This is a genomic window from Enterobacter sp. MF024 (genome assembly GCF_005843915.1).
GTDB lineage: Bacteria > Pseudomonadota > Gammaproteobacteria > Enterobacterales > Enterobacteriaceae > Enterobacter > Enterobacter barmai.
In genome coordinates this window covers 24,780-49,987 of the sequence record NZ_VCBB01000019.1, presented here as the reverse complement: position 1 = coordinate 49,987, position 25,208 = coordinate 24,780, and the positions used below count along the sequence as shown (strand labels likewise).

The window sequence follows — 25,208 nt, the reverse complement described above, 5'->3', positions numbered from 1 at the left end:
TAATGGAAGTTTTGCGGCGGAACTTTACATTTTCTTAGCCAAAAACCAGACATTTAGCGCAACGGCGAACCATACAGCGCCTTAATGGTTTCTCTCAGCCAGAGGGTTTTGGGGTTGTGGCTGTTACGCTTATGCCAGATCAGGGTAAAAGGCACGGTGAGCTTTTGCGCCTGCGCTTCATCAATGGGGATCGGCAGGGTAACCAGCTTACGCTGGTGGAGTTGGTTATAGTGATGGCAGTAGTGCGGTGCCGTCGCAATGTAGTTATGACCCGGCTGCGCCGCCATAAACATCGACTGCTCGAATCCGGGCAAGCTCATGGCGATATTTCGCGTCCGCCCCATCTCTCTCAGCACCTCATCCAGCGCCCAGGTGTCGCTACGCTCCCAGAAAATGCTGATATGCGGGTAGCGCAGGAATGTCTCCAGGTTCCACTCTTCCTGGAGAACCGGGTGATCCTCGCGCAGATAGACGCACGGACGGTCGCTGAACAGAATTTCGTAATCAAGAAACCACGGCATCAGCTTCAGCAATTCGCGGGAGCGGGGGTGCGTTTCACGGCCGGTAAAACCGAGGTCGACCTCTCCGCGGGTAATAGCGTCCAGCGAATCGTAATCCCAGTGGCGCATCTTCACGGTCGCCTGGGGATAACGCTGATTAACCTGCTCCAGCAGGGCGTTAAAGCGGATCAGCATTAGCGGCGTTTCCGCCGCCAGTTCAAAGGTCAGGCCGCCGGGGGAGTCATGGTGGAATTTATCGAGGATCTGATTGCCAATCTGCATCCAGTCGGCCAGATCCTGCTCCAGACTCACCGTCAGCGGAGTCGGCAGCAGCCCCAGCGGGGTCTTCACAAACAGCGGATCGTCGAACCAGTCGCGCAGCTTCGCCAGCGATTTACTCACCGCGGACGGCGTGACGTTCATCCGTTTCGCGGCTTTGGTGACGCTGCGCTCCTGCAGCAAAAGCTGCAGGCACAACAACAGGTTAAGATCGAGATTGCTGAGGGGCTTCTTCATGTTGCGCTGCGGGCCGGATGACCATAAGTAGGATGATGCAGAGCATGCTACAGCCAATCAGAACCCCGATCAGCATATTCAATGCATTCAGCCCAATTATTGCTGCCAGCCAAATCCACAGCGACGAGCCGCAGACCTGAGTGATGCCCAGCACCGAACTGGCCACGCCCGCGCGCAGCGCAAACGGGCCTAACGCCTGGCTCATCGCCACGCCAAAGCCCACCGAGAACCCGGCGCAAATCAGGGTGATACCTGCCAGCATCAGGGCTGATGAGCTGGCGGTCGCCAGAAGCATGCCTGCCGCCAGGAACAGCACCTGAGAGGTGAGCATCAGCGTGCGCTGGCTGAAGATATTCAGCGCAAACGGCGTCGAGAAGGATACGGCCATGCTGACCAGGGCGGTTAACGCCATCACCGTGGAATATTCCCCGCGATCAAAACCCATGATTTCCATTAATAACACCGGGGAAACGTTTACATAGGTCAGGATCACCGCCACGCTCAGGGTGGTGATCAGCAACCGGCTGATGAAGAAGCGGTTGAGCAGCTTCTCTTCCGGCGGCACCGACGCGGCATGGCCCCGGTTTTGTGCCCCGGGATGGGTCTCTTTCAGCACCGCGATCGACAGGATAAAGACCAGCATCCCCATTGCCGCCATCGTCCAGAACAGGCTCTGCCACGGAAATTGCAGCATGATCAGGTAGCCCACCACCGGCGCCAGCACCGGGATAATGCAGGTGATGCCGTTCATCATGGAGAGCACTTTGGCGCGGCGCTGGGTGCTTAAGGTATCGCGCAAAATCGCAAAGGCCACCACGTAGCAACCGCCCGCGCCGATGCCCTGGATAAAGCGCCCGGACAGGAACAGGGTGCTCTCCTGCGCCATTGAACAGAGCACCGAGGCGAGGGCGAAAATCACGGCACCGGTAATGGCGATGGGCTGTCGCCCGGCTTTGTCGGCAATCTTCCCGGCAAACACCATCGATGACGCCATCCCCGCAAGGTAGGCTGAAAACGCGATATGCAGCTGCGCTTCGCTGGCGCCCAGATCCCGGGCGATGTGCGGCAGCCCCACCAGATACATATCGATGCCTGATGGATAAAGCAGCACCAGCGCAAAACTACAAAACAGAAAACGAGCCATAAAACCCCCATAAATGCAGGCAAGAAGAATAGGGGGAGAGAGCGTTATTAGCGAGTTGCCATTTGGACAAAGGTGATTTCCTCGCAGGAAATCACCTCAGAAAAGGGGCGGGCTCAACCAAAGCGCGGCAGGAAATTAAAGACATTGCCGAACCAGCAAACAATGACCGCGACCCCGAACAGGATCACCAGCGAGGGGATCATCATCCCGCCCCAGACGGTAAACATCTTATTCGGGAACTTCTTTCGCGCTTTCAACGCCAGAACCGCTGGGATAATCACCGCCCAGATGGTCGCACACAACCCTGCGCCGCCAATACCGTAGATAAACCCGTTCGGGAAGATCAGGTACAGAATCGTAGGGGGCAGGAAGGTCAGCATGACTGTTTTCAGACGACCTGACGGGGAATTGTCGAGCTTAAAGAGGTCGGCAAGATAGTCGAATAACCCCAATGTGACGCCAAAGAAGGAGCTGGCCACCGCTAAATTGGAGAAAACCAGTAAGCAAAATTCGATAACCCCGTGCTGCCGGGTACCGAGGAAGGATTTCACCAGTGAATCGACGTTGCCCCCTGACGAGATGATCTCGTTGAAGCTGTCGCGGGTAATATTCCCCATCGTGCAGTACAGCCAGAACAGGTAGATAAACAGCGCCAGCAGCGAGCCGAACACCAGGCTTTTGATCAGCTTATCTTTCCGCTTGCCATAGCAGATGATGAGACTGGGAATGTTGCCATGAAAACCAAAGGACGCCAGACAGACGGGCAGGGCCATAAAGATATAGGGGAAGTAGGAGTTGTTGCTGGCTGAGGTGACGTTGATATCTCTTAATATCGAGTAGTCAACCTGGAAGAAAAAGGAGCCAAATACAACGATAAAGGCGATGATCTTAATGCCTAAAAACAGCGAGGTAATTCTACTGGCGGCTAATGAGCTAAACCACAATACGGCAGCGACGAAGAGCGCTGTACTGACACCCACAATGCGGGGATTGACGTGCGTCCCCTGATTCATGGCGATGGTTTCGCTGATTATTGCGCCGTTGGCGGAAATATAGGCATACGTCAGGATATAAAGAACAAATGCAACCGTTAAACCGCTGACTATATTCCACTTGTTACCAATCAGATCTTTGGTGACCGTATTAAAACTTGAGCCGACAGGATAATTTAAATTTGCTTCCAGTAATAACAGCCCGGAGTGAAGCATCGAAAACCAGGCAATAATTAAAATAAACGCGCCCCAAAAAAACCACGCCCCTGCCAAATCCACGGGTAAAGCAAACATCCCCCCGCCAATAACCGTACCTGCTATAACCATGACACCCCACACCGAGGAGTGTTTAGTCTCTAACTCTAAAGTCTGTTCCATGGTGCCCCCATCAATGTGGCAAGCTTGACGTTGTTAATCGTTTTTTGCGGGTGGCTAACGTTATTTAGCCACCCGGGGAGAGACGTTAAACTTCTTTGAGTTTTGCAGTGAAGTGGCGCAATACTTTCGGTTCGTAGGTAAAGGTTAATCCCTTAATATTCATCGCATTTTCTTTAACGTGCTTAAAGGCTTCGACGATGAAATCCATATGGGATTGCGTGTAGGTTGCGCGCGGAATGGTTAAACGCAGCAACTCTGCCGGGCAGGGTAACTGTTTGCCGGTTTTCGGATCGCGGCCTAACAGGAACGAACCGATTTCAACTGCGCGAATACCTGCGACTTTATAGAGCTCACAGGCCAGCGCCTGCGCCGGGAACTGCTCTGCCGGAATATGCGGCAACAGCTTGCCCGCATCCACAAAGGCAGCATGGCCGCCCGCCTGCTGGCAAACCACGCCGATGGCTTCCAGACCGTCGACCAGGTATTGCACCTGATTAATGCGGTATGCCAGCCAGTCCTGGCCCATGCCGTCATGCAGGCCGACAGCCAGACGCTCCATGGCGCCCCCTTCAAGGCCGCCGTAGGTTGGGAAGCCTTCCTGAACGACGCACAAGGTTCTGCATTCGGTATAGACGTCGAAGTAGTCGTCATTCTTGATGCACAGCAGTCCACCCATCGGCACCATGGCATCTTTTTTCGCCGACATGGCGAGCATATCCGCATACTTGTAGGTTTCGCGGGTAATCTCGGCGATGGTCCAGTCTTTATACTCCGCTTCACGTTTTTGAATGAAGTACGCGTTTTCAGCGAAGCGCGCGGAATCCATGACCACCGGAATATCGTATTTTCTGGCAATCGCATACATCGCCTTCAGGTTCGCCAGCGACACCGGCTGCCCGCCGGCGGAGTTGCTGGTGATGGTCGCGACAATATAAGGCACATTGCTCGCACCCACTTCCTCGATGCCGTTTTCCAGACCCTGCAGGTCAAAGTTACCTTTAAAATCGTAACGGACGCCGGTATCAAAGGCTTCCTTGATATAGACGTTGCGCACGGTGCAGCCGTTTATCTGGCTGTGGCCCTGGGTGGTATCAAAGAAGTAGTTTGAGAAGGCGACCATCTTCGAGCGGTCTAAACCCTTTTCCTGCTCGCGTTTTTTGATTAAGACAGGAATATAAATCTGCTCAGCGCCGCGTCCCTGATGGGTTGGGATAGTATATTGATAGCCGAAAATCTCATTCACGGCGTTGGACAGCGCATAGTAGCTGCGGCTGCCGCTATAGGCTTCGTCACCGCGCAGCATGGCGGCCTGCATATTTTGGGTGACCGCACCGGTGCCGCTGTCGGTCAGTAAATCAATAAACACGTCTTCGCTATCCAGCAGGAACGGGTTCATGCCTGATTTAATAATAGCGTTTTCGCGATGCTCCCTTGTGGTACGTTTAACCGGCTCAATAACTCTGATGCGAAATGGCTCTGGTAAATGTTTGAAGTTTTCCATTATATAATTCCTGTTTTTATCGCAGCGGTGCTGGTGGTTATTTTAAATAACCATAAATAGCGGCAAGCCTGAGCCGGATATAACGCCACGCAGTCGGGAGAATAATTCTCACCAACACAGACGTGCAGAGGCGCTATTGCGGTTTTACAAGCGCAATGATTTCAGGCATACCGGATAAATAGAGTGTTAGTCTATTCAGGTTGCATAGAGAAAATGAGGCGAAGGGAGATTACGGATGGTGATTGACAATTTTATTGTCAATATTGAACCACTTAGAGGTGATGTATGTATTTAAGATAATCGTCATTGATTTATCCTCATTAGACACGCTACTACACTATTCGAATGAGAATATTTGTCTATCTGCAGAGATATTAATTGTGATTGTAATCACAGAGAATATAGCTGATATATTTGGTATTTATTCAGCTAATACAGAAAAGAAAAAAGCCGCAATAACATGAACGTTATGCGGCTTTTTAACAGAGGGCTGAAACGGACTTATTTTCCGATACAGAAGCTGGAGAAGATCCGCCCCAGCAAATCATCCGAGGTAAACTCCCCGGTGATCTCGCTTAACGCCTGCTGGGCCAGACGCAGCTCTTCCGCCAGCAGTTCTCCGGCCCAGGCGCCGAGCAGCTGGGCTTTGCCCTGATCCAGATGCTGTGCCGCCTCTTCCAGCGCCTGCAGATGGCGACGACGGGCGAGGAAGCCGCCCTCCATGCTGGTATCGAAGCCCATGCTCTGCTTCAGGTGGTTGCGCAGCTCATCCACGCCCTCGCCGGTACGCGCCGACAGGCGAATGAGTGAGTGACCGTTCACATCGCTGAGGCCCAGCGTTTCACCGGTCACGTCCGCTTTGTTACGCACCACGGTGATCGGCAGTTTTGCCGGCAGGCGGGCGATAAAGTCCGGCCAGATCTCTGCCGGGTCGACAGCGGCGGTGGTGGTACCGTCCACCATAAACAGCACCCGGTCGGCCTGCTCGATCTCCTGCCAGGCGCGCTCGATACCGATACGCTCCACTTCGTCGCTGGCATCGCGCAGGCCCGCGGTATCGATGATATGCAGCGGCATACCGTCGATATGAATATGTTCCCGCAGCACGTCGCGGGTAGTACCGGCTATGTCGGTCACAATCGCCGCTTCACGCCCCGCCAGGGCATTCAGCAGGCTCGATTTCCCGGCGTTCGGACGTCCGGCAATCACCACCTTCATCCCTTCACGCAGCAGGCTGCCCTGACGCGCCTCGGCGCGTACCGCGTCGAGATCGGCCATCACGTCGTTAAGCTGGGCTTCGATTTTGCCGTCGGAGAGGAAGTCGATCTCCTCATCCGGGAAATCAATGGCCGCTTCCACGTAGATCCGCAGGTGAGTGAGTGCTTCCACAAGATGGTTTACGCGAGCGGAGAACGCCCCCTGCAGCGAGTTCAGCGCGGAGCGCGCGGCCTGCTCGGAGCTGGCGTCGATCAGATCGGCAATCGCTTCAGCCTGGGCCAGATCCAGCTTGTCGTTAAGAAACGCCCGCTCGGAGAACTCGCCCGGTTTGGCGATGCGCACGCCCGGCAGGGTCAGAATGCGTTTCAGCAGCAGGTCGAGGATCACCGGCCCGCCGTGGCCCTGCAGTTCGAGCACGTCTTCACCGGTGAAGGAGTTCGGGCCCGGGAACCACAGCGCGATACCCTGATCCAGCGCCGTACCGTCGTTATCCTTGAAAGGCAAATAGTCGGCGTAACGTGGCTTTGGCAGTTTGCCCAGCACCGCTTCTGCCACCTCGCGCGCCTTCAGGCCGGAGATACGCAGAATGCCCACACCACCGCGTCCCGGTGGGGTTGCCTGAGCGACGATAGTGTCGTTATGGCTCATGGTTTGTCTCTTCTTAATGCAATAAAAAAGGCGGTCAATAGACCGCCCTGTCATCACTGTTCTTTATGCCGGGTGGCGCTTCGCTTACCCGGCCTACTGAGGATCAGGAATTTTTCTTCTCGCGGCTATGCAGGCCACGTTTTTCCAGACCACGGTAGATCAGCTGCTGCTGAAGGATGGTCACCAGGTTGCTGACGATATAGTACAGCACCAGACCTGACGGGAACCACAGGAAGAACACGGTAAAGATGACCGGCATAAAGGTCATGATCTTCTGCTGCATCGGGTCGGTCACGGTGGTTGGCGACATCTTCTGGATGAAGAACATCGTCACGCCCATCAGGATCGGCAGGATGTAGTACGGGTCCTGTGCGGACAGGTCATGGATCCACAGAGCGAACGGCGCATGGCGCAGCTCAACGGAGCCCATCAGCATGTAGTACAGCGCAAGGAAGATTGGCATCTGGATCAGCAGCGGGAAGCAGCCACCCAGTGGGTTCACTTTCTCGGCTTTATACAGGGCCATCATCTCCTGGCTCTGACGCTGTTTGTCATCGCCCAGACGCTCACGCATCGCCGCAATCTTCGGCTGCAGCATACGCATCTTCGCCATGGAGGTGTACTGCGCTTTGGTCAGCGGGTACATGATGCCACGAACGATAAAGGTGATAACGATGATGGAGAAGCCCCAGTTACCCAGGAAGCTGTGGATCCACTTCAGCAGTTTGAACAGCGGCTGAGAGATGAACCACAACCAACCGTAGTCTACGGTCAGATCCAGGTGCGGTGCCACGGCAGCCATTTTGTCCTGGATTTCCGGACCAACCCACAGGGTGCTGGCCAGGCTACCGGTTTGACCCGGCTGAACCAGAACCGGCTCAGACTTATAGCCGATCGCGGCAATACCGTTACCGAGGTTCGCAGTGTAGAAATTATTGGAACCCGCGTTATTCGGTACCCATGCGGTCGCGAAATACTGTTGCAGCATCGCCACCCAACCGCCTTTCGAGCTGACGTTCAGGTTTTCGTTATCGGCGATGGTGTCGAATTTGTATTTCTCGTACTTGGTATCTGGCGTGGAGTACGCCGCGCCACGGAAGGTGTGCAGCGCGAAGTTGCTGCTTCCGGTGTCACGGTGAGACGGCAGATTGATGGACTGCTTCAGCTGACCGAAGGTGGAGAGCTCCAGCGGTTTCGCACCGGTGTTCTGCACGCTATAGCCCACGTTCACCGCATATTCACCGCGTTTCAGGGTGAAGGTTTTGGTGAAGGTGTTGCCGGCCGCATCAGTGTAAGTCATCGGGATCGCGATTTCGTTCTGGCCATCGGCCAGCACAAACGCATCTTTATCGACGTTATACAGCGGACGAGCGCCGTTAGCCGGGTTATCCGGGCCATCACGACCGGTCAGGCCGCTCTGTGCCTGGTAGATAAACTGCGGCGTGGTTTCCAGTAACTGGAACGGCTCGTTAGAACCGAGCTCTTTCGGGTAAGTCACCAGCTGCGCCTGCTCAACATCACCACCACGGGTGTTGATAGTCAGCTCAAGCACATCGGTCTTAACCGTAATCAGTTTACCCTGGCCACTGGCCGGTACGCCCTGGTCGGCGGCGCTACCCGCTGCGGTGGTCGTTGTCTGCGTGACCTGCTGCTGAGGTTGAGGATTTTTGTCCTGCTCCCAAGCCTGGAAGATCATGAAAGACACGAACAACAAAGCGATGATAAGAAGATTGCGTTGCGAATCCATCGTTAGTGTTCTCTGGTATCAAAAGGTCCTGGAGGGACGGGATCGTCTCCACCTGGGTGTAAAGGGTGGCATTTTAATACGCGTTTCACCGTCAACCAACTGCCTTTTATCACTCCAAACCTGCGCAATGCCTCAATTCCGTATTGCGAACAGGTCGGTCTGAAACGGCAGTGTGGCCCGAGTAGCGGACTAATCAGGCGTTGATAGACCCGAATAAGGCCGATCAGGACCCGTGAGCCAGGCGACAGTGGCGGCGCCATAATTTTTCCAACGCTTCCGAGAGAGCACGGTTATCGAGGTCGGCAACCCCTTTTTTAGCCACCACCACGAAATCCATTGAAGGCAGTTCATGTTGACGTAAACGGAAGCTTTCACGCGTCAGACGTTTAATCCGGTTGCGTTCATGCGCACGCTTAACGTTTTTCTTGGCGACAGTGAGACCGATACGGGGATGCCCCAGCGAATTTTGGCGGCCGAGGATGGTGATTTGCGGCGTGCCAGCCCGTTGTGGCTGCTGGAAGACGAAAGTGAAATGAGTGGGAGTTAACAAACGTAACTCCCTGGGAAATGCTAGCTTAACCACTCAGGGGTTAGCTTAATTACTTGGAAACGGTCAGACGTGAACGGCCTTTAGCACGACGACGTGCCAGAACCTGACGACCATTTTTAGTAGCCATACGAGCACGGAAGCCGTGAGAACGGTTGCGCTTCAGTACAGACGGTTGAAAAGTGCGTTTCATGGCGATTTCTACCTAAACTTGAATAAATTCAATGACTTTTTATGGAGTCCGAACGAATAACGAACGATGGACGCCGAAGCCATGGGTGATTAAAGAGGCCGGATTGTAATAATTGTACACTCCGGAGTCAATTCTCTTTCCTTATTTCCCGCGTCTTTCCGCACGTTTTTAGCGTGCAAATTGAGCTGCGTCAGACGCAGGAAATCGAGTCCCACGCGCCGGGTGGGGAATTATACGGGCTCCAGGGCAAATCGCAAGGATCGTCCAGGATCTTCGTTAGATCATTTAAGCAAAAAATTGTCGTTACTCATTAATTTTTCCAATATGCGGCCTAAATCGCGGGGTCGCTTCGCCAGGATCGTTTACACTTACCCGGTTTCGGATCCTCCTGTGGATAAATCGGGAAGAAACTGTGAGAAACAGAAGATCTCTGGCGCAGTTTAGGCTATGATCCGCGGTCCTGATCGCGATCCCAGGATCCAGAGCAGGTAAAAAAACCGCAGATAGCGGTTCGCACGTCCCCCTTAACGCCGGGTTCTTTCGACGTGTGTCTACAATCACGACTATTCAATAGCTTTCTTTTTATGTTCGAGTGGAGTCCGCCGTGTCACTTTCGCTTTGGCAGCAGTGTCTTGCCCGATTGCAGGATGAGTTACCAGCCACAGAATTCAGTATGTGGATCCGCCCGTTGCAGGCGGAACTGAGCGATAACACGCTGGCTTTGTATGCGCCAAACCGTTTTGTGCTCGATTGGGTCAGGGACAAATACCTCAATAACATCAATGGACTGCTAAACGAATTTTGCGGTGCCGATGCCCCACAGCTGCGTTTTGAAGTGGGCACTAAGCCGGTCACCCAAACCCTCAAAGAGACCGTTAACGTCGCCGCTGCACCCGCGCAAACCGCGCAGGTTCATATGCCGCGCGTCGCGCCTGCGCCGCGGGCTGGCTGGGATAACGTCCCGGCACCGGCAGAGCCGACCTACCGCTCTAACGTTAACGTCAAACACACCTTTGATAACTTCGTCGAAGGTAAATCGAACCAGCTGGCCCGCGCGGCCGCCCGTCAGGTAGCGGATAACCCGGGCGGCGCCTATAACCCGCTGTTCCTTTATGGCGGTACCGGTCTGGGTAAAACGCACCTGCTGCACGCGGTGGGTAACGGCATCATGGCGCGCAAGCCCAATGCCAAAGTGGTGTATATGCACTCCGAGCGCTTCGTTCAGGACATGGTAAAAGCCCTGCAAAACAACGCGATCGAAGAGTTTAAACGCTACTACCGTTCCGTTGATGCGCTGCTGATCGATGACATTCAGTTCTTTGCTAATAAGGAACGATCCCAGGAAGAGTTTTTCCACACCTTCAATGCGCTGCTGGAAGGCAATCAGCAGATCATTTTGACCTCGGATCGCTATCCTAAAGAGATCAACGGCGTTGAAGATCGTCTCAAATCCCGCTTCGGCTGGGGTCTGACCGTGGCGATCGAGCCGCCGGAGCTGGAAACCCGCGTGGCGATCCTGATGAAAAAAGCGGACGAGAACGACATTCGCCTGCCGGGCGAGGTAGCGTTCTTTATCGCCAAGCGTCTGCGTTCCAACGTTCGTGAGCTGGAAGGCGCGCTGAACCGCGTCATTGCTAACGCCAACTTCACCGGACGGGCGATCACCATCGATTTCGTACGTGAAGCGCTGCGCGATCTGCTGGCGCTGCAGGAAAAATTGGTCACCATCGACAATATTCAGAAGACGGTGGCGGAGTACTACAAAATTAAAGTGGCAGATTTGCTGTCGAAACGCCGTTCCCGCTCGGTAGCGAGACCGCGTCAGATGGCGATGGCGCTGGCAAAGGAATTAACCAACCACAGTCTGCCGGAGATCGGCGATGCGTTTGGTGGCCGTGACCACACCACCGTGCTGCACGCCTGCCGTAAGATTGAGCAGCTGCGTGAAGAAAGCCACGACATAAAAGAAGACTTCTCCAATTTAATCAGAACATTATCATCGTGATGCTATGAAATTTACCGTTGAACGTGAACACTTATTAAAACCGCTGCAACAGGTGAGTGGCCCCTTAGGCGGCCGCCCGACGCTGCCTATCCTCGGTAACCTGCTGCTGCAGGTCGCAGACGGCACGCTGTCGCTGACCGGCACCGACCTCGAGATGGAGATGGTCGCACGCGTGACGCTTTCCCAGCCTCACGAAGCGGGCGCAACCACCGTTCCGGCGCGTAAGTTCTTTGATATCTGCCGTGGCCTGCCTGAAGGGGCAGAAATTGCCGTGCAGCTGGAAGGCGACCGCATGCTGGTGCGCTCCGGCCGCAGCCGTTTCTCGCTCTCCACGCTGCCTGCTGCTGATTTCCCGAACCTGGACGACTGGCAGAGTGAAGTCGAATTCACCCTGCCGCAGGCCACCATGAAACGCCTGATCGAAGCCACTCAATTCTCCATGGCGCATCAGGACGTTCGTTACTACTTAAACGGCATGCTGTTCGAAACCGAAGGGGAAGAGCTGCGTACCGTGGCCACCGACGGCCACCGCCTGGCGGTCTGCTCCATGCCGGTTGGCGTGACGCTGCCGAACCATTCGGTGATCGTACCGCGTAAAGGCGTGATTGAGCTGATGCGTATGCTCGACGGCGGCGAAACCCCGCTGCGCGTGCAGATTGGCAGCAACAACATCCGCGCCCACGTCGGTGATTTCATCTTTACCTCTAAACTGGTGGACGGTCGCTTCCCGGATTATCGCCGCGTATTGCCGAAGAACCCGGACAAAACGCTGGAAGCGGGCTGCGATATCCTCAAGCAGGCGTTTGCCCGTGCGGCGATCCTCTCCAACGAGAAGTTCCGCGGCGTGCGTCTGTACGTGAGCGAAAACCAGCTGAAAATCACGGCGAACAACCCGGAGCAGGAAGAGGCCGAAGAGATCCTGGATGTCACCTATGCGGCGGGCACCGAAATGGAAATCGGCTTTAACGTCAGTTACGTGCTGGATGTGCTGAACGCGCTGAAGTGCGAAAATGTGCGTATTCTGCTGACCGACTCCGTGTCGAGCGTACAAATTGAAGATGCGGCCAGCCAAAGCGCGGCTTATGTTGTCATGCCAATGAGACTGTAATGTCGCTCACCCGCCTGTTGATCCGCGACTTTCGCAATATCGAAAGCGCGGATCTTGCTTTATCCCCCGGCTTTAATTTTCTGGTTGGCGCCAACGGCAGCGGCAAAACCAGCGTGCTGGAAGCCATCTATACGCTCGGCCATGGCCGGGCGTTTCGCAGTTTGCAGATTGGTCGCGTTATTCGCCACGAGCAGGAAGCGTTTGTGCTTCATGGTCGTTTACGCGGCGAAGAGCACGAGACGGCCATCGGGCTGACCAAAGACAAGCATGGCGACAGCAAGGTGCGCATCGACGGCACCGACGGCCACAAAGTGGCCGAGCTGGCGCTGCTGATGCCGATGCAGCTAATCACCCCCGAGGGGTTTACTTTACTCAACGGCGGCCCCAAATACAGAAGAGCTTTCCTCGACTGGGGATGCTTCCATAACGAAGCGGGTTTCTTCACCGCCTGGAGCAACCTCAAGCGGCTGCTGAAACAGCGCAATGCCGCGCTGCGCCAGGTGACCCGCTATGCCCAACTGCGGGCGTGGGACAAAGAACTTATCCCGCTGGCGGAGCAGATCAGCCGCTGGCGTGCGGAGTACAGCGCCGGGATCGCGGAAGACATGGCGGATACCTGCCAGCAGTTTTTACCCGAGTTCTCCCTGAGCTTCTCCTTCCAGCGCGGCTGGGAGAAAGAGACGGATTATGCCGAGGTGCTGGAGCGAAGCTTCGAGCGCGATCGCATGCTGACCTACACCGCGCACGGCCCGCACAAGGCGGATTTCCGCATTCGTGCCGACGGTGCGCCGGTAGAGGACACCTTATCACGCGGGCAGCTCAAGCTCCTGATGTGCGCGCTGCGCCTGGCGCAGGGCGAGTACTTAACCCGTGAAAGCGGGCGACGCTGTCTGTATCTGATTGATGATTTTGCCTCGGAACTTGACGACGCGCGGCGCGGACTGCTTGCCAGCCGCTTAAAAGCCACACAGTCGCAGGTTTTCGTCAGCGCGATTAGCGCTGAACACGTAATGGACATGTCGGACGAAAATTCGAAGATGTTTAACGTGGAAAAGGGTAAAATAACGGATTAACCCAAGAATAAATGAGCGAGAAACGTTGATGTCGAATTCTTATGACTCCTCCAGTATCAAAGTCCTGAAAGGGCTGGATGCGGTGCGTAAGCGCCCGGGTATGTATATCGGCGACACGGATGACGGCACCGGTCTGCACCACATGGTATTTGAGGTGGTAGATAACGCTATCGACGAAGCGCTCGCGGGTCACTGTAAAGATATCGTGGTGACCATCCACGCCGACAACTCCGTCTCCGTTACCGATGATGGCCGTGGCATCCCGACCGGTATTCACCCGGAAGAGGGCGTCTCTGCGGCGGAAGTGATCATGACCGTCCTGCACGCAGGCGGTAAGTTCGATGATAACTCCTATAAAGTGTCCGGCGGCCTGCACGGCGTGGGCGTCTCTGTGGTTAACGCCCTGTCGCAGAAGCTCGAGCTTCTGATCCGCCGCGAAGGCAAAGTGCATCAGCAAACCTACGTCCACGGCGTACCTCAGGCTCCGCTGGCGGTTACCGGTGAAACTGACGTGACCGGGACTCAGGTCCGTTTCTGGCCAAGCCTCGAAACCTTCACCAACGTCACCGAGTTTGAATATGACATTCTGGCCAAGCGTCTGCGCGAGCTGTCATTCCTGAACTCCGGCGTCTCTATCCGCCTGCGCGACAAGCGCGACGGCAAAGAAGACCACTTCCATTACGAAGGTGGTATCAAGGCGTTCGTTGAGTACCTGAACAAGAACAAAACGCCCATTCACCCGAACATCTTCTATTTCTCCACCGAGAAAGACGGTATCGGCGTGGAAGTGGCGCTGCAGTGGAACGACGGTTTCCAGGAAAACATCTACTGCTTCACCAATAACATCCCGCAGCGCGACGGCGGTACGCACCTGGTGGGCTTCCGTACGGCGATGACCCGTACCCTGAACGCCTACATGGACAAAGAAGGCTACAGCAAAAAAGCGAAAGTCAGCGCCACCGGTGACGACGCCCGAGAAGGCCTGATCGCTGTGGTCTCGGTAAAAGTGCCGGATCCGAAGTTCTCCTCTCAGACCAAAGACAAGCTGGTCTCCTCTGAGGTGAAATCGGCGGTTGAGCAGCAGATGAACGAACTGCTGAGCGAATACCTGCTGGAAAACCCGTCCGACGCTAAAATTGTCGTTGGCAAAATTATCGATGCGGCGCGTGCCCGTGAAGCGGCGCGTAAAGCCCGTGAAATGACCCGTCGTAAAGGCGCGCTGGACTTAGCAGGCCTGCCGGGCAAACTGGCGGACTGTCAGGAACGCGACCCGGCGCTGTCCGAACTGTACCTCGTGGAAGGGGACTCCGCGGGCGGTTCTGCGAAGCAGGGCCGTAACCGTAAGAACCAGGCGATCCTGCCGCTGAAGGGTAAAATCCTCAACGTTGAGAAAGCGCGCTTCGACAAGATGCTCTCTTCGCAGGAAGTGGCGACGCTGATCACCGCTCTGGGCTGCGGCATTGGCCGTGACGAGTACAACCCGGACAAGCTGCGCTATCACAGCATCATCATCATGACCGATGCGGACGTCGACGGTTCGCACATCCGTACGCTGCTGTTGACCTTCTTCTACCGTCAGATGCCGGAAATCGTTGAGCGTGGCCACGTCTACATCGCCCAGCCGCCGCTGTACAAAGTGAAGAAAGGCAAGCAGGAGCAGTACATCAAAGACGACGAAGCGATGGATCAGTACCAGATCGCTATCGCCCTCGATGGCGCGACCCTGCACGCCAACTCAAGCGCCCCGGCGCTGGCGGGTGAACCGCTGGAGCGTCTGGTGTCTGAGTACAACGCGACCCAGAAGATGATTGGCCGCATGGAGCGTCGCTTCCCGCGCACGCTGCTGAAAGCGCTGGTCTATCAGCCGACGCTGTCCGAAGCCGACCTCGGTAACGAGCAGGCCGTGACCCGTTGGGTGAACACCCTGGTGACCGATCTGAACGAGAACGAGCAGCACGGCAGCCAGTGGAAGTTCGATATCAACGAGAACACCGAGCTGCAGCAGTTCGAGCCGGTGATCCGCGTGCGTACCCACGGTGTGGATACCGACTACCCGCTGGATCACGAGTTTGTGACCGGTGCGGAGTACCGTCGTATCTGTACGCTCGGCGAGAAGCTGCGCGGCCTGATCGAAGACGATGCCTTCATCGAGCGTGGCGAACGCCGTCAGCCGGTTGCCAGCTTCGAGCAGGCGCTGGAGTGGCTGGTGAAAGAGTCCCGTCGTGGCCTCTCCATTCAGCGTTATAAAGGTCTGGGCGAAATGAACCCGGATCAGCTGTGGGAAACCACCATGGATCCGGAAAGCCGCCGCATGCTGCGCGTGACCGTGAAAGACGCCATTGCTGCGGATCAGCTGTTCACCACCCTGATGGGCGATGCGGTTGAACCACGTCGTGCCTTCATTGAAGAGAACGCCCTGAAAGCGGCGAATATCGACATCTAAGTCGTTTGTTCCCCTCACCCTAACCCTCTCCCCATAGGGGAGAGGGGACTGCCCGGTGCGGTCTTTGCTCTCTCGCCCCTATGGGGAGAGGGCCGGGGTGAAGGGAATAATGCTGCGCAAAAGAGGAATCCTCCTCTGAACCCCATCCCCCTTTTCTTTACTGTTTTTTGAGCGGAATCGCGTTAGCATGAGGAAAGACTCATTCCAACCGGGGATCCCATGGCTATCAAACTCATTGCAATCGATATGGACGGCACCCTGCTGCTGCCGGACCACACCATCTCTCCCGCCGTTAAAAGCGCGATTGCCGCAGCCCGTGCCAAGGGCGTGAACGTGGTGCTGTGCACCGGTCGTCCGTACGCAGGTGTTCATAACTACCTGAAAGAGCTGCACATGAATGAACCGGGTGATTACTGCATTACCTACAACGGCGCGCTGGTGCAGAAAGCGGCCGACGGTAGCACCGTGGCGCAAACGGCGCTGAGCTATGACGATTACCGCTATCTGGAACAACTCTCCCGCGAGGTGGGCTCACACTTCCACGCGCTTGATCGCAACACGCTCTACACCGCTAACCGCGACATCAGCTACTACACGGTGCATGAATCCTTCGTTGCCACCATCCCGCTGGTGTTCTGCGAAGCAGAGAAGATGGACCCGGCCACCCAGTTCCTGAAAGTGATGATGATTGATGAGCCAGAGATCCTCGACAAAGCTATCGCCCGTATCCCGGAAGAAGTCAAAGAGAAGTACACCGTGCTGAAAAGTGCGCCGTACTTCCTCGAAATCCTCGATAAACGCGTCAATAAAGGCACCGGCGTGAAGTCGCTGGCCGAAACGCTGGGGATCAAGCCGGAAGAGATCATGACCCTGGGCGATCAGGAAAACGACATTGCGATGCTGGAATATGCTGGCTTAGGTGTGGCGATGGAAAACGCAATCCCGTCGGTGAAAGAGGTGGCTAACTTCGTTACCAAATCTAACCTCGAGGACGGCGTGGCGTATGCCATTGAGAAGTTTGTTCTGAATTAAGACCCCGCAAAATGCGCGTCCCATAACCCGCACCCGTTGCGGGTTTTTTTATCCCCGCAGGAACCTTTCTTTAACATTCCTTTCACTGATTGTTCTTTTTGTGATCCAGATTGTAGTACAACACAATGTGATTGTACTACATTACAACCACGGCAATGACGAATGGCATCACGTTTGTACTGCAAAATTGAGGCGAAATTCAGCGGTCGCGGTAAAGTAGTGGTGGACCTACAGAGCACAAGGACTCTCCATGACTCTCAATAAAACCGATCGCATCGTCATCACGCTGGGCACCCAAATTGTGGGTGGCAAGTACGTTCCCGGGTCACCGCTGCCCGCAGAGGCCGAGCTGTGCGAAGAGTTTGAAACCTCGCGCAACATCATCCGGGAAGTGTTCCGCTCGCTGATGGCGAAGCGGCTGATTGAAATGAAGCGTTATCGCGGTGCCTTTGTCGCCCCGCGTAACCAGTGGAACTACCTCGATACCGACGTCCTGCAGTGGGTGCTGGAAAACGACTATGACCCGCGACTCATCGGGGCGATGAGTGAGGTACGAAACCTGGTAGAGCCCGCGATAGCCCGCTGGGCGGCAGAACGCGCCACCTCAGGCGACCTGGCGCAGATTGAGTCGGCCCTGAACGACATGATCGCCAACAACCAGGACCGGGATGCCTTTAACGAGGCGGATATCCGTTACCACGAAGCGGTGCTGCAGTCGGTGCATAACCCGGTGTTACAGCAGCTGAGCGTGGCGATCAGCTCGCTACAGCGAGCAGTATTTGAACGAACCTGGATGGGTGATGAGGCCAACATGCCGAAGACGCTCCAGGAACATAAAGCGCTGTTCGATGCGATACGCCATCAGGACAGCGATGCGGCAGAGCAGGCGGCGCTCACCATGATCGCCAGCTCGACACGAAGGTTGAAGGAAATCACATGACATCTCGCTACATCGCAATTGACTGGGGATCGACCAATCTGCGCGCCTGGCTGTATCAGGGCGATCAATGCCTGGAGAGCAGGCAATCAGAAGCAGGCGTCACGCGCCTGAACGGCAGATCTCCTGAAGCGGTGTTAGCAGAAGTGACGCAAAACTGGCGCGACAGCGCCATGCCGGTGGTGATGGCGGGGATGGTTGGCAGCAACGTGGGCTGGAAGATAGCCTCTTATCTGCCGGTTCCTGCCCATTTCTCTGCCATTGGCGAACAGTTAACGTCCGTTGGCGACAATATCTGGATCGTTCCAGGGCTGTGTGTCTCTCGCGACGATAACCATAACGTGATGCGCGGCGAAGAGACCCAACTGCTCGGCGCGCGCACGCTTTCTCCTTCTTCTGTCTACGTCATGCCCGGTACACACTGCAAATGGGTGCAGGCCGATACCGAGCAGATCGTTGATTTTCGCACCGTGATGACCGGCGAACTGCACCATTTGCTGCTTAAGCACTCGCTGGTGGGTGCCGGTCTGCCGGAGCAGTCAGCCTCACCGGAGGCATTTGCCGCCGGGCTTGAGCGCGGGATCGCTTCCCCTGCCGTTTTGCCGCAGCTTTTTGAGGTTCGCGCCTCGCACGTGCTGGGAAACCTTCCCCGCGAGCAGGTGAGCGAATTTTTATCGGGCCTGCTGATTGGCGCAGAAGTCGCCACCCTGAGCGAGCAGTTCGCCGGGCAGCAGGCCATCACCCTCGTCGCGGGTTCATCGCTGACCGCACGCTACCGCCAGGCGTTCCATGCCATCGGCCGGGACGTGAAAGCGGTGGAGGGCGACACGGCATTTCAGGCTGGTATAAGGAGCATCGCTCATGCAGTGGCAAACTAATCTCCCCCTTATCGCGATCCTGCGCGGCATCACCCCTGACGAGGCCTTAGCCCACGTTGGCGCGGTGATTGACGCCGGATTCGACGCGGTGGAAATCCCGCTCAACTCCCCGGAGTGGGAAAAAAGCATTCCGGCGGTTGTGGACGCGTATGGCGACAGAGCGCTGATCGGCGCGGGCACGGTGCTGAAACCGGAGCAGGTGGACCGCCTGGCGAAGATGGGCTGCAGGCTTATCGTCACGCCTAACATCAACCCTGAGGTGATCCGCCGCGCGGTGGGCTACGGCATGACCGTCTGCCCGGGATGCGCCACGGCGACAGAGGCCTTTACTGCCCTCGATGCGGGCGCGCAGTCGCTGAAAATTTTCCCGTCGTCGGCCTTTGGCCCGGATTACATCAAAGCGCTGAAAGCGGTGTTACCCGCCAGCGTACCGGTCTTTGCCGTGGGCGGCGTCACGCCAGAAAACCTGGCCCAGTGGATGAAAGCTGGCTGTGTGGGTGCGGGCCTCGGCAGCGATCTCTATCGCGCCGGGCAGTCCGTTGAACGTACCGCGCAGCAGGCGGCAGCATTTGTAAAAGCGTATCGAGAGGCAATGCAATGAAAATAACCAAACTCACCACCTACCGTTTACCGCCGCGTTGGATGTTCCTGAAAATCGAAACCGACGAAGGGGTGGTTGGCTGGGGCGAGCCGGTGATTGAGGGCCGCGCGCGCACCGTGGAAGCGGCGGTGCATGAGCTGGGCGAATACCTGATTGGTCAGGATCCGGCGCGCATTAACGACCTGTGGCAGGTGATGTACCGTGCGGGCTTCTACCGCGGCGGCCCGATCCTGATGAGCGCCATCGCCGGTATCGACCAGGCGCTGTGGGATATCAAAGGCAAAGTGCTGAATGCCCCGGTCTGGCAGCTGATGGGTGGCCTGGTACGCGACAAGATTAAAGCCTACAGCTGGGTGGGCGGTGACCGTCCGGCAGAGGTGATCGACGGTATCAACAAGCTGCGCGGCATCGGTTTCGACACCTTCAAGCTCAACGGCTGCGAAGAGATGGGCGTTATCGACAATTCGCGGGCGGTGGATCGGGCGGTGAATACCGTAGCGCAAATCCGCGAAGCCTTCGGCAATGAGATTGAGTTTGGACTCGATTTCCACGGTCGCGTCAGCGCGCCGATGGCGAAAGTGCTGATCAAAGAGCTGGAGCAGTATCGTCCGCTGTTTATCGAGGAGCCAGTGCTGGCCGAGCAGGCAGAGTACTACCCGAAACTGGCGGAACAGACCCATATTCCTATCGCAGCGGGTGAACGTATGTTCTCGCGCTTCGAGTTCAAACGCGTGCTGGAAGCAGGCGGGATTGCCATCCTGCAGCCGGATCTCTCCCACGCGGGCGGCATCACCGAATGCTACAAAATTGCCGGGATGGCAGAAGCCTATGACGTGGCGCTGGCGCCGCACTGCCCGCTGGGCCCGATTGCGCTGGCAGCCTGTCTGCACGTGGACTTTGTCTCGCGCAACGCGGTGTTCCAGGAGCAGAGCATGGGCATTCACTACAACAAGGGCGCGGAGCTGCTCGACTTTGTGAAGAACAAAGAAGATTTCAACATGGAAGGCGGTTTCTTTAGACCGTTAACGAAGCCGGGCCTTGGCGTGGACATCGACGAAGCCAAAGTCATTGAGCTGAGTAAAAATGCGCCGGACTGGCGTAATCCTTTATGGCGTCATGAAGACGGCTCCGTAGCCGAGTGGTAATGCGCGTCATACTTCGCGCCGGTGGTGCGTTGGCTGCGTTTTCTTACCCCGGTCACATACTTTTGTATGCTCCCGGGGATGCGAAAACTTACCGCCTTCCCCCGACACGAATTATTTAGCGCATTCCGGTTACGTTTTTAATTAAAAAAAATCAAACACACCCTCTGTAAATTACAGGGCATGGTGAGCGGCTTCGCTATGCCCAAAATCTGGAGACAGATTGCGATGGATATTCCAGTTACAGCTACCAAAACCGGGCGTCGCCGTTACCTGACGCTGATTATGATCTTTATTACCGTGGTCATCTGCTATGTCGACCGCGCCAACCTCGCCGTGGCATCGGCCCATATTCAGGAAGAGTTCGGTATTACCAAAGCGGAGATGGGCTACGTCTTTTCGGCGTTTGCCTGGCTCTATACGCTGTGCCAGATCCCGGGCGGCTGGTTCCTCGACCGTGTCGGCTCGCGCCTGACCTACTTTATCGCCATTTTCGGCTGGTCCGTGGCGACCCTGTTCCAGGGTTTTGCTACCGGCTTAATGTCGCTGATTGGCCTGCGCGCCATCACCGGGATTTTTGAGGCACCGGCGTTCCCGACCAATAACCGCATGGTGACCAGCTGGTTCCCGGAACATGAGCGCGCCTCTGCCGTCGGGTTCTATACCTCCGGCCAGTTTGTGGGCCTCGCGTTCCTGACCCCGCTGCTGATCTGGATCCAGGAGCTGCTGAGCTGGCACTGGGTGTTTATCGTCACCGGTGGGATCGGCATCATCTGGTCGTTTATCTGGATTAAGGTCTATCAGCCGCCCCGTCTGACCAAAAGCATCAGCAAAGCCGAGCTGGATTACATCCGCGACGGCGGCGGCCTGGTGGATGGCGATGCGCCGGTGAAAAAAGAGGCGCGTCAGCCGCTGACCAAAGCTGACTGGAAGCTGGTGTTCCACCGTAAGCTGGTGAGCGTGTACCTGGGCCAGTTCGCCGTGACCTCCACGCTGTGGTTCTTCCTTACCTGGTTCCCGAACTATCTGACCCAGGAGAAAGGCATCACCGCGCTGAAGGCGGGCTTCATGACCACCGTGCCGTTCCTGGCGGCCTTCTTTGGCGTGCTGCTCTCCGGCTGGCTGGCGGACAAGCTGGTGAAAAAAGGTTACTCCCTCGGCGTGGCGCGTAAAACGCCGATCATCTGCGGGCTGCTGATCTCCACCTGCATCATGGGCGCAAACTACACCAACGATCCGGTGTGGATTATGACCCTGATGGCGGTCGCCTTCTTTGGTAATGGCTTTGCCTCTATTACCTGGTCGCTGGTGTCGTCCCTGGCGCCGATGCGTCTGATCGGCCTGACCGGTGGCGTGTTTAACTTCGTTGGCGGCTTGGGCGGGATCACCGTTCCGCTGGTGATTGGCTACCTGGCGCAGGACTACGGTTTCGGTCCGGCGCTGGTCTATATCTCTGCGGTAGCCCTGATCGGCGCGCTCTCCTACATCCTGCTGGTGGGCGACGTGAAACGGGTAGGCTAATCCCCGGCAATGCTATACCCTGATGCGACATCCGCGCATCAGGGTATCCTCATGAAACAAATCACTTTCGCACCCCGCAACCATCAGCTTACCAACACCCGCACCTGGAGTGCAGACAGCCAGTGGCTGGCCTTTGACGTCCGTCCTTCCGGGGCGTCCTTTACCGGCGAAACCATTGAGCGGGTTAATGTCGACACGGGCGAGGTCGAGGTGATCTATCGCGCCAGCAACGGTGCCCATGTGGGGGTTGTCACCGTCCATCCAACGGACAATAAGTATGTTTTCATCCACGGCCCCCAGCACCCTGATGCCCACTGGCAGTACGATTTTCACCACCGCCAGGGGGTGATTGCAGCGCACGGGCAGGTGAGCAATCTCGATGCGATGGATATCACCGCGCCCTTTACCCCCGGCGCGCTGCGCGGCGGCAGCCATGTCCATGTGTACAGCCCGGACGGGCAGTTCGTCAGCTTTACCTATAACGACCATGTGCTGCATGAGCGCGATCCTAAGCTCGATTTACGCAACGTGGGGGTGGCCGCGCCTTTTGGTCCGGTGACGCCTGCGGGCCACCATCCGCGAGAATATGCCGGAACGCACTGGAGCGTGCTGATCAGCTGTACCACGCCTGCGCCGCAGCCGGGCAGCGATGAGATAAACCGCGCCTATGAGGAGGGCTGGGTGGGTAACAGCCGTCTGGCCTTTATCGGCGATACCCTTTCCGCCAGCGGCGACAAAGTGCCAGAGCTGTTTATCGTCGATCTGCCAAAAGACGAACAGGGCTGGAAACAGGCGGGGGATTTACCGCTTCAGGGTACAGCGGATCGTATGCCCGCTCCCCCTGCCGGGGTGATGCAGCGCCGGTTAACCTTTACCCACGACAGCCGCTATCCGGGGCTGGTGAACGTGCCGCGCCACTGGGTGCGCAGCAATACGCAGGCGACGCAAATCGCGTTTCTGATGCGGGATGATAACGGCGTGGTGCAGCTGTGGCTGATTGCGCCAGAAGGGGGAGAGCCCCGTCAGCTCACCCATAACGCAAGTGATATCCAGTCGGCCTTTAACTGGCATCCGGCGGGTCATTCGCTGGGGTTTGTGCTGGAAGATCGCATTGCGACCTGTGATGCGGCGTCCGGCGCGGTGACGTTTTTGACGTCCGATCACGGCAATCCGCCGTCGGGCGATGCGGTGGTTTACTCCCCGGACGGGCACACCATTGCCTGGATGGAAGAGACAGACGGTTTCCGGCAACTGTGGGTAACAGAGACCGGACGCTAATCAGCGCGCGGGCATTCCGGCGGGCGGGATCACGGCGTTGGTCGCCAGCGTCTCCTGCTCGCTCTGCTCCACGCGGGAACGAACGGAACTATCGGTACGGAAGAAGTCCCACGGCAGCAGCAGGGTATCAACAACCGCCGTAAACGGCATATCCAGCACTACCAGGGATTTGGTGCCCCAGTTGGTGTCGTCATCGGCCAGCATGTTCGCGCTGGCTCGCGTCCCGGGATAGGTTCCTTCTTTACCGCCGGTGTGAGACATCACGCTCGAACACCCGCAAAGTAAAACCACCGTACTGAACGTCGTCAGCTTTATCAGAACATTTTTCATCATTAGTCAGTCATCATTAATGGCAGTAAGACCTGCAACCCGGTTTATAACGGGCCATTCTTAAAATGAATAGTTGAAAAGTACCGCTCTGTGGCACCTATCGCAATTTAACCTTACGTGCTGTGGACTCAGTCTATTCCAGTACCCGCAAAGTGCAAAAAAATCTCGCATCGGCACGCTTGAAAAGGCCGCAAGCGGACCCATTTTAAAAGTGTATCGATGAACAAGCGTGCCTTAGGGGCGTTTGTGATACCCCAGCCTGTCCACGGTGGAAGGCGACAATTCTTGCTGATTTCAGGAGTTTTAACTGTATGCGTAACTTTGATCTTTCTCCGCTTTATCGTTCAGCCATTGGTTTCGACCGTCTGTTCAGTCATTTAGAAAACAACCAAAGCCAGAGCAATGGCTACCCTCCATACAATGTTGAGCTGGTTGATGAAAACCACTACCGCATTGCGATTGCCGTGGCCGGTTTCGCGGAAAGCGAACTGGAGATCACCGCCCAGGACAACCTGCTGGTGGTGAAAGGCGCGCATGCGGGCGAGCAGAAAGAACGTACCTACCTGTATCAGGGCATCGCGGAACGTAACTTTGAACGTAAGTTCCAGTTAGCTGAGAACATTCACGTTCACGGCGCGAACCTGGTTAACGGCCTGCTGTATATCGATCTGGAACGTGTGATTCCGGAAGCGAAAAAACCGCGCCGTATCGAAATTAATTAATTATCCGGGTCGCCGCTGCGGCCCAAACAGGAATGCTTGCCGATATCGGGAGCATATGTGAATCCATTCGGATTTGCAGGAACAACTGCGTACAAAAATAAATTGTACGGAACTCGCTTCTCAGAAGGAGATTTAGTATGCGTAATTACGATTTATCCCCGCTGCTGCGTCAGTGGATCGGTTTTGACAAACTGGCCTCCGCGCTGCAAAGCACCACCGAAAGCCAGACCTTCCCGCCGTATAACATTGAAAAGAGCGACGATAACCACTATCGCATTACGCTCGCGGTGGCCGGCTTCAGCCAGCAGAACCTCGATATTCAGCTGGAAGGCACGCGCCTGACGGTGAAAGGCACTCCGGAAAAACCGGAAACCGAAACCAAATGGCTGCATCAGGGGCTGGTGACCCAGCCGTTCAGCCTGAGCTTTACCCTTGCTGAACATATGGAGGTGACGGGCGCCACCTTCACCAACGGGCTGCTGCATATCGATATCACCCGTAACGTGCCGGATGAGGTTGCTCCGCAGCGGATCGCCATCAGCGAACGCCCGGCGTTGAACAGTTAATTTGGGTTTGTGCGGCCTGATGCCCTCACCCCAACCCTCTCCCACAGGGAGAGGGCGCAAACACCAAAAACGGCCACCTTCGGGTGGCCGTTTTGCTTTTACCTCGGGCTTTTTTGTGCGCCATCGCCCATACAACCCGCCTGTGCTCTGCGAGAATCCCTGCTAATAATAATGTTATTCACAGGGAT

Annotated in this window: 24 protein-coding genes; 13 read left to right on the top strand and 11 right to left on the bottom strand. The window is 56.2% G+C overall.

Translation table 11 applies throughout. The features are described 5' to 3' along the window. Positions 1-53 precede the first annotated feature (53 nt). The 10 genes from yidZ to rpmH form a co-directional block, all read right to left on the bottom strand. Positions 54-1,016 (bottom strand): HTH-type transcriptional regulator YidZ, encoded by a 963-nt coding sequence (gene yidZ / locus FFB58_RS21290; RefSeq protein WP_138370941.1) that lies wholly within the window; start codon positions 1,014-1,016, stop codon positions 54-56. Further along, positions 985-2,160 carry an MFS transporter gene (locus FFB58_RS21285; protein ID WP_039032230.1) on the bottom strand — a complete coding sequence of 392 codons (1,176 nt, stop codon included), beginning with the start codon at positions 2,158-2,160 and terminating at the stop codon, positions 985-987. The genes yidZ and FFB58_RS21285 overlap by 32 nt, the downstream gene beginning before the upstream one ends. 113 nt (positions 2,161-2,273) lie before the next feature. Next, on the bottom strand, positions 2,274-3,530 hold the full coding sequence (tnaB, locus tag FFB58_RS21280; protein WP_072036744.1) for a low affinity tryptophan permease TnaB: 1,257 nt from the start codon (positions 3,528-3,530) through the stop codon (positions 2,274-2,276). Between the two features lie 85 nt (positions 3,531-3,615). After that, positions 3,616-5,031 carry a tryptophanase gene (gene tnaA / locus FFB58_RS21275; RefSeq protein WP_138370940.1) on the bottom strand — a complete coding sequence of 472 codons (1,416 nt, stop codon included), beginning with the start codon at positions 5,029-5,031 and terminating at the stop codon, positions 3,616-3,618. 229 nt (positions 5,032-5,260) lie between these two features. Further along, on the bottom strand, positions 5,261-5,338 hold the full coding sequence (gene tnaC / locus FFB58_RS23170; protein ID WP_138370951.1) for a tryptophanase leader peptide: 78 nt from the start codon (positions 5,336-5,338) through the stop codon (positions 5,261-5,263). Positions 5,339-5,532: 194 nt separating this feature from the next. Continuing rightward, the gene (mnmE, locus tag FFB58_RS21265; RefSeq protein WP_039032233.1) at positions 5,533-6,897 is read right to left on the bottom strand and encodes a tRNA uridine-5-carboxymethylaminomethyl(34) synthesis GTPase MnmE; all 1,365 of its coding nucleotides are present in this window, start codon (positions 6,895-6,897) and stop codon (positions 5,533-5,535) included. 103 nt (positions 6,898-7,000) lie between these two features. Continuing rightward, the gene (yidC, locus tag FFB58_RS21260) at positions 7,001-8,644 is read right to left on the bottom strand and encodes a membrane protein insertase YidC (RefSeq protein WP_039032234.1); all 1,644 of its coding nucleotides are present in this window, start codon (positions 8,642-8,644) and stop codon (positions 7,001-7,003) included. 2 nt (positions 8,645-8,646) lie between these two features. Next, complete coding sequence (gene yidD / locus FFB58_RS21255) at positions 8,647-8,904, bottom strand: membrane protein insertion efficiency factor YidD (RefSeq protein ID WP_072036746.1); 258 nt, start codon at positions 8,902-8,904, stop codon at positions 8,647-8,649. Next, positions 8,868-9,227 (bottom strand): ribonuclease P protein component, encoded by a 360-nt coding sequence (rnpA, locus tag FFB58_RS21250; protein ID WP_014072458.1) that lies wholly within the window; start codon positions 9,225-9,227, stop codon positions 8,868-8,870. Before rnpA ends, yidD begins: the two co-directional genes overlap by 37 nt. Positions 9,228-9,243: 16 nt before the next feature. Beyond that, positions 9,244-9,384 carry a 50S ribosomal protein L34 gene (gene rpmH / locus FFB58_RS21245; RefSeq protein ID WP_003849659.1) on the bottom strand — a complete coding sequence of 47 codons (141 nt, stop codon included), beginning with the start codon at positions 9,382-9,384 and terminating at the stop codon, positions 9,244-9,246. A gap of 604 nt (positions 9,385-9,988) precedes the next feature. On the opposite strand from rpmH, the gene dnaA reads away from it, so the two are divergent. From dnaA to FFB58_RS21190, 11 genes are all read left to right on the top strand, one after another. Continuing rightward, positions 9,989-11,389 carry a chromosomal replication initiator protein DnaA gene (dnaA, locus tag FFB58_RS21240; protein WP_039032235.1) on the top strand — a complete coding sequence of 467 codons (1,401 nt, stop codon included), beginning with the start codon at positions 9,989-9,991 and terminating at the stop codon, positions 11,387-11,389. Positions 11,390-11,393: 4 nt separating this feature from the next. Further along, the gene (dnaN, locus tag FFB58_RS21235; protein ID WP_103177630.1) at positions 11,394-12,497 is read left to right on the top strand and encodes a DNA polymerase III subunit beta; all 1,104 of its coding nucleotides are present in this window, start codon (positions 11,394-11,396) and stop codon (positions 12,495-12,497) included. Beyond that, positions 12,497-13,570: a DNA replication/repair protein RecF gene (gene recF, locus FFB58_RS21230; protein ID WP_138370939.1), complete on the top strand. Its 1,074-nt coding sequence runs from the start codon at positions 12,497-12,499 to the stop codon at positions 13,568-13,570. The genes dnaN and recF overlap by 1 nt, the downstream gene beginning before the upstream one ends. Before the next feature lie 28 nt (positions 13,571-13,598). Further along, complete coding sequence (gene gyrB / locus FFB58_RS21225) at positions 13,599-16,013, top strand: DNA topoisomerase (ATP-hydrolyzing) subunit B (protein ID WP_039032238.1); 2,415 nt, start codon at positions 13,599-13,601, stop codon at positions 16,011-16,013. A 219-nt stretch (positions 16,014-16,232) separates the two neighbouring features. Then, a complete protein-coding gene (gene yidA, locus FFB58_RS21220; protein WP_138370938.1) occupies positions 16,233-17,045 on the top strand; it encodes a sugar-phosphatase in 813 nt (270 codons plus the stop codon). 250 nt (positions 17,046-17,295) lie between these two features. Further along, on the top strand, positions 17,296-17,985 hold the full coding sequence (gene dgoR / locus FFB58_RS21215; protein ID WP_064324218.1) for a D-galactonate utilization transcriptional regulator DgoR: 690 nt from the start codon (positions 17,296-17,298) through the stop codon (positions 17,983-17,985). After that, positions 17,982-18,860 carry a 2-dehydro-3-deoxygalactonokinase gene (locus FFB58_RS21210; RefSeq protein WP_138370937.1) on the top strand — a complete coding sequence of 293 codons (879 nt, stop codon included), beginning with the start codon at positions 17,982-17,984 and terminating at the stop codon, positions 18,858-18,860. Before dgoR ends, FFB58_RS21210 begins: the two co-directional genes overlap by 4 nt. Beyond that, a complete protein-coding gene (locus FFB58_RS21205) occupies positions 18,844-19,461 on the top strand; it encodes a 2-dehydro-3-deoxy-6-phosphogalactonate aldolase (protein ID WP_039032242.1) in 618 nt (205 codons plus the stop codon). The genes FFB58_RS21210 and FFB58_RS21205 overlap by 17 nt, the downstream gene beginning before the upstream one ends. After that, complete coding sequence (gene dgoD / locus FFB58_RS21200) at positions 19,458-20,606, top strand: galactonate dehydratase (protein ID WP_138370936.1); 1,149 nt, start codon at positions 19,458-19,460, stop codon at positions 20,604-20,606. The genes FFB58_RS21205 and dgoD overlap by 4 nt, the downstream gene beginning before the upstream one ends. A gap of 180 nt (positions 20,607-20,786) precedes the next feature. Continuing rightward, positions 20,787-22,124, top strand: a complete 1,338-nt coding sequence (locus tag FFB58_RS21195) for an MFS transporter (RefSeq protein ID WP_138370935.1) — start codon at positions 20,787-20,789, stop codon at positions 22,122-22,124. 51 nt (positions 22,125-22,175) lie between these two features. Beyond that, the gene (locus tag FFB58_RS21190; RefSeq protein ID WP_171029983.1) at positions 22,176-23,402 is read left to right on the top strand and encodes a DUF3748 domain-containing protein; all 1,227 of its coding nucleotides are present in this window, start codon (positions 22,176-22,178) and stop codon (positions 23,400-23,402) included. Here the strand turns inward: FFB58_RS21190 and FFB58_RS21185 are convergent, their stop codons facing one another. Further along, entirely contained in the window at positions 23,403-23,735 is a 333-nt protein-coding gene (locus FFB58_RS21185; RefSeq protein ID WP_039032246.1) for a YceK/YidQ family lipoprotein, read from the bottom strand. It abuts the gene before it with no gap. Between the two features lie 308 nt (positions 23,736-24,043). Between FFB58_RS21185 and ibpA the strand changes: the two genes are divergently transcribed. Together ibpA and ibpB are read left to right on the top strand one after the other, a co-directional pair. Further along, entirely contained in the window at positions 24,044-24,454 is a 411-nt protein-coding gene (gene ibpA / locus FFB58_RS21180; RefSeq protein WP_039032247.1) for a small heat shock chaperone IbpA, read from the top strand. Positions 24,455-24,591: 137 nt separating this feature from the next. Next, positions 24,592-25,020: a small heat shock chaperone IbpB gene (gene ibpB / locus FFB58_RS21175; RefSeq protein ID WP_039032248.1), complete on the top strand. Its 429-nt coding sequence runs from the start codon at positions 24,592-24,594 to the stop codon at positions 25,018-25,020. The last annotated feature ends 188 nt before the right edge of the window (positions 25,021-25,208 follow it).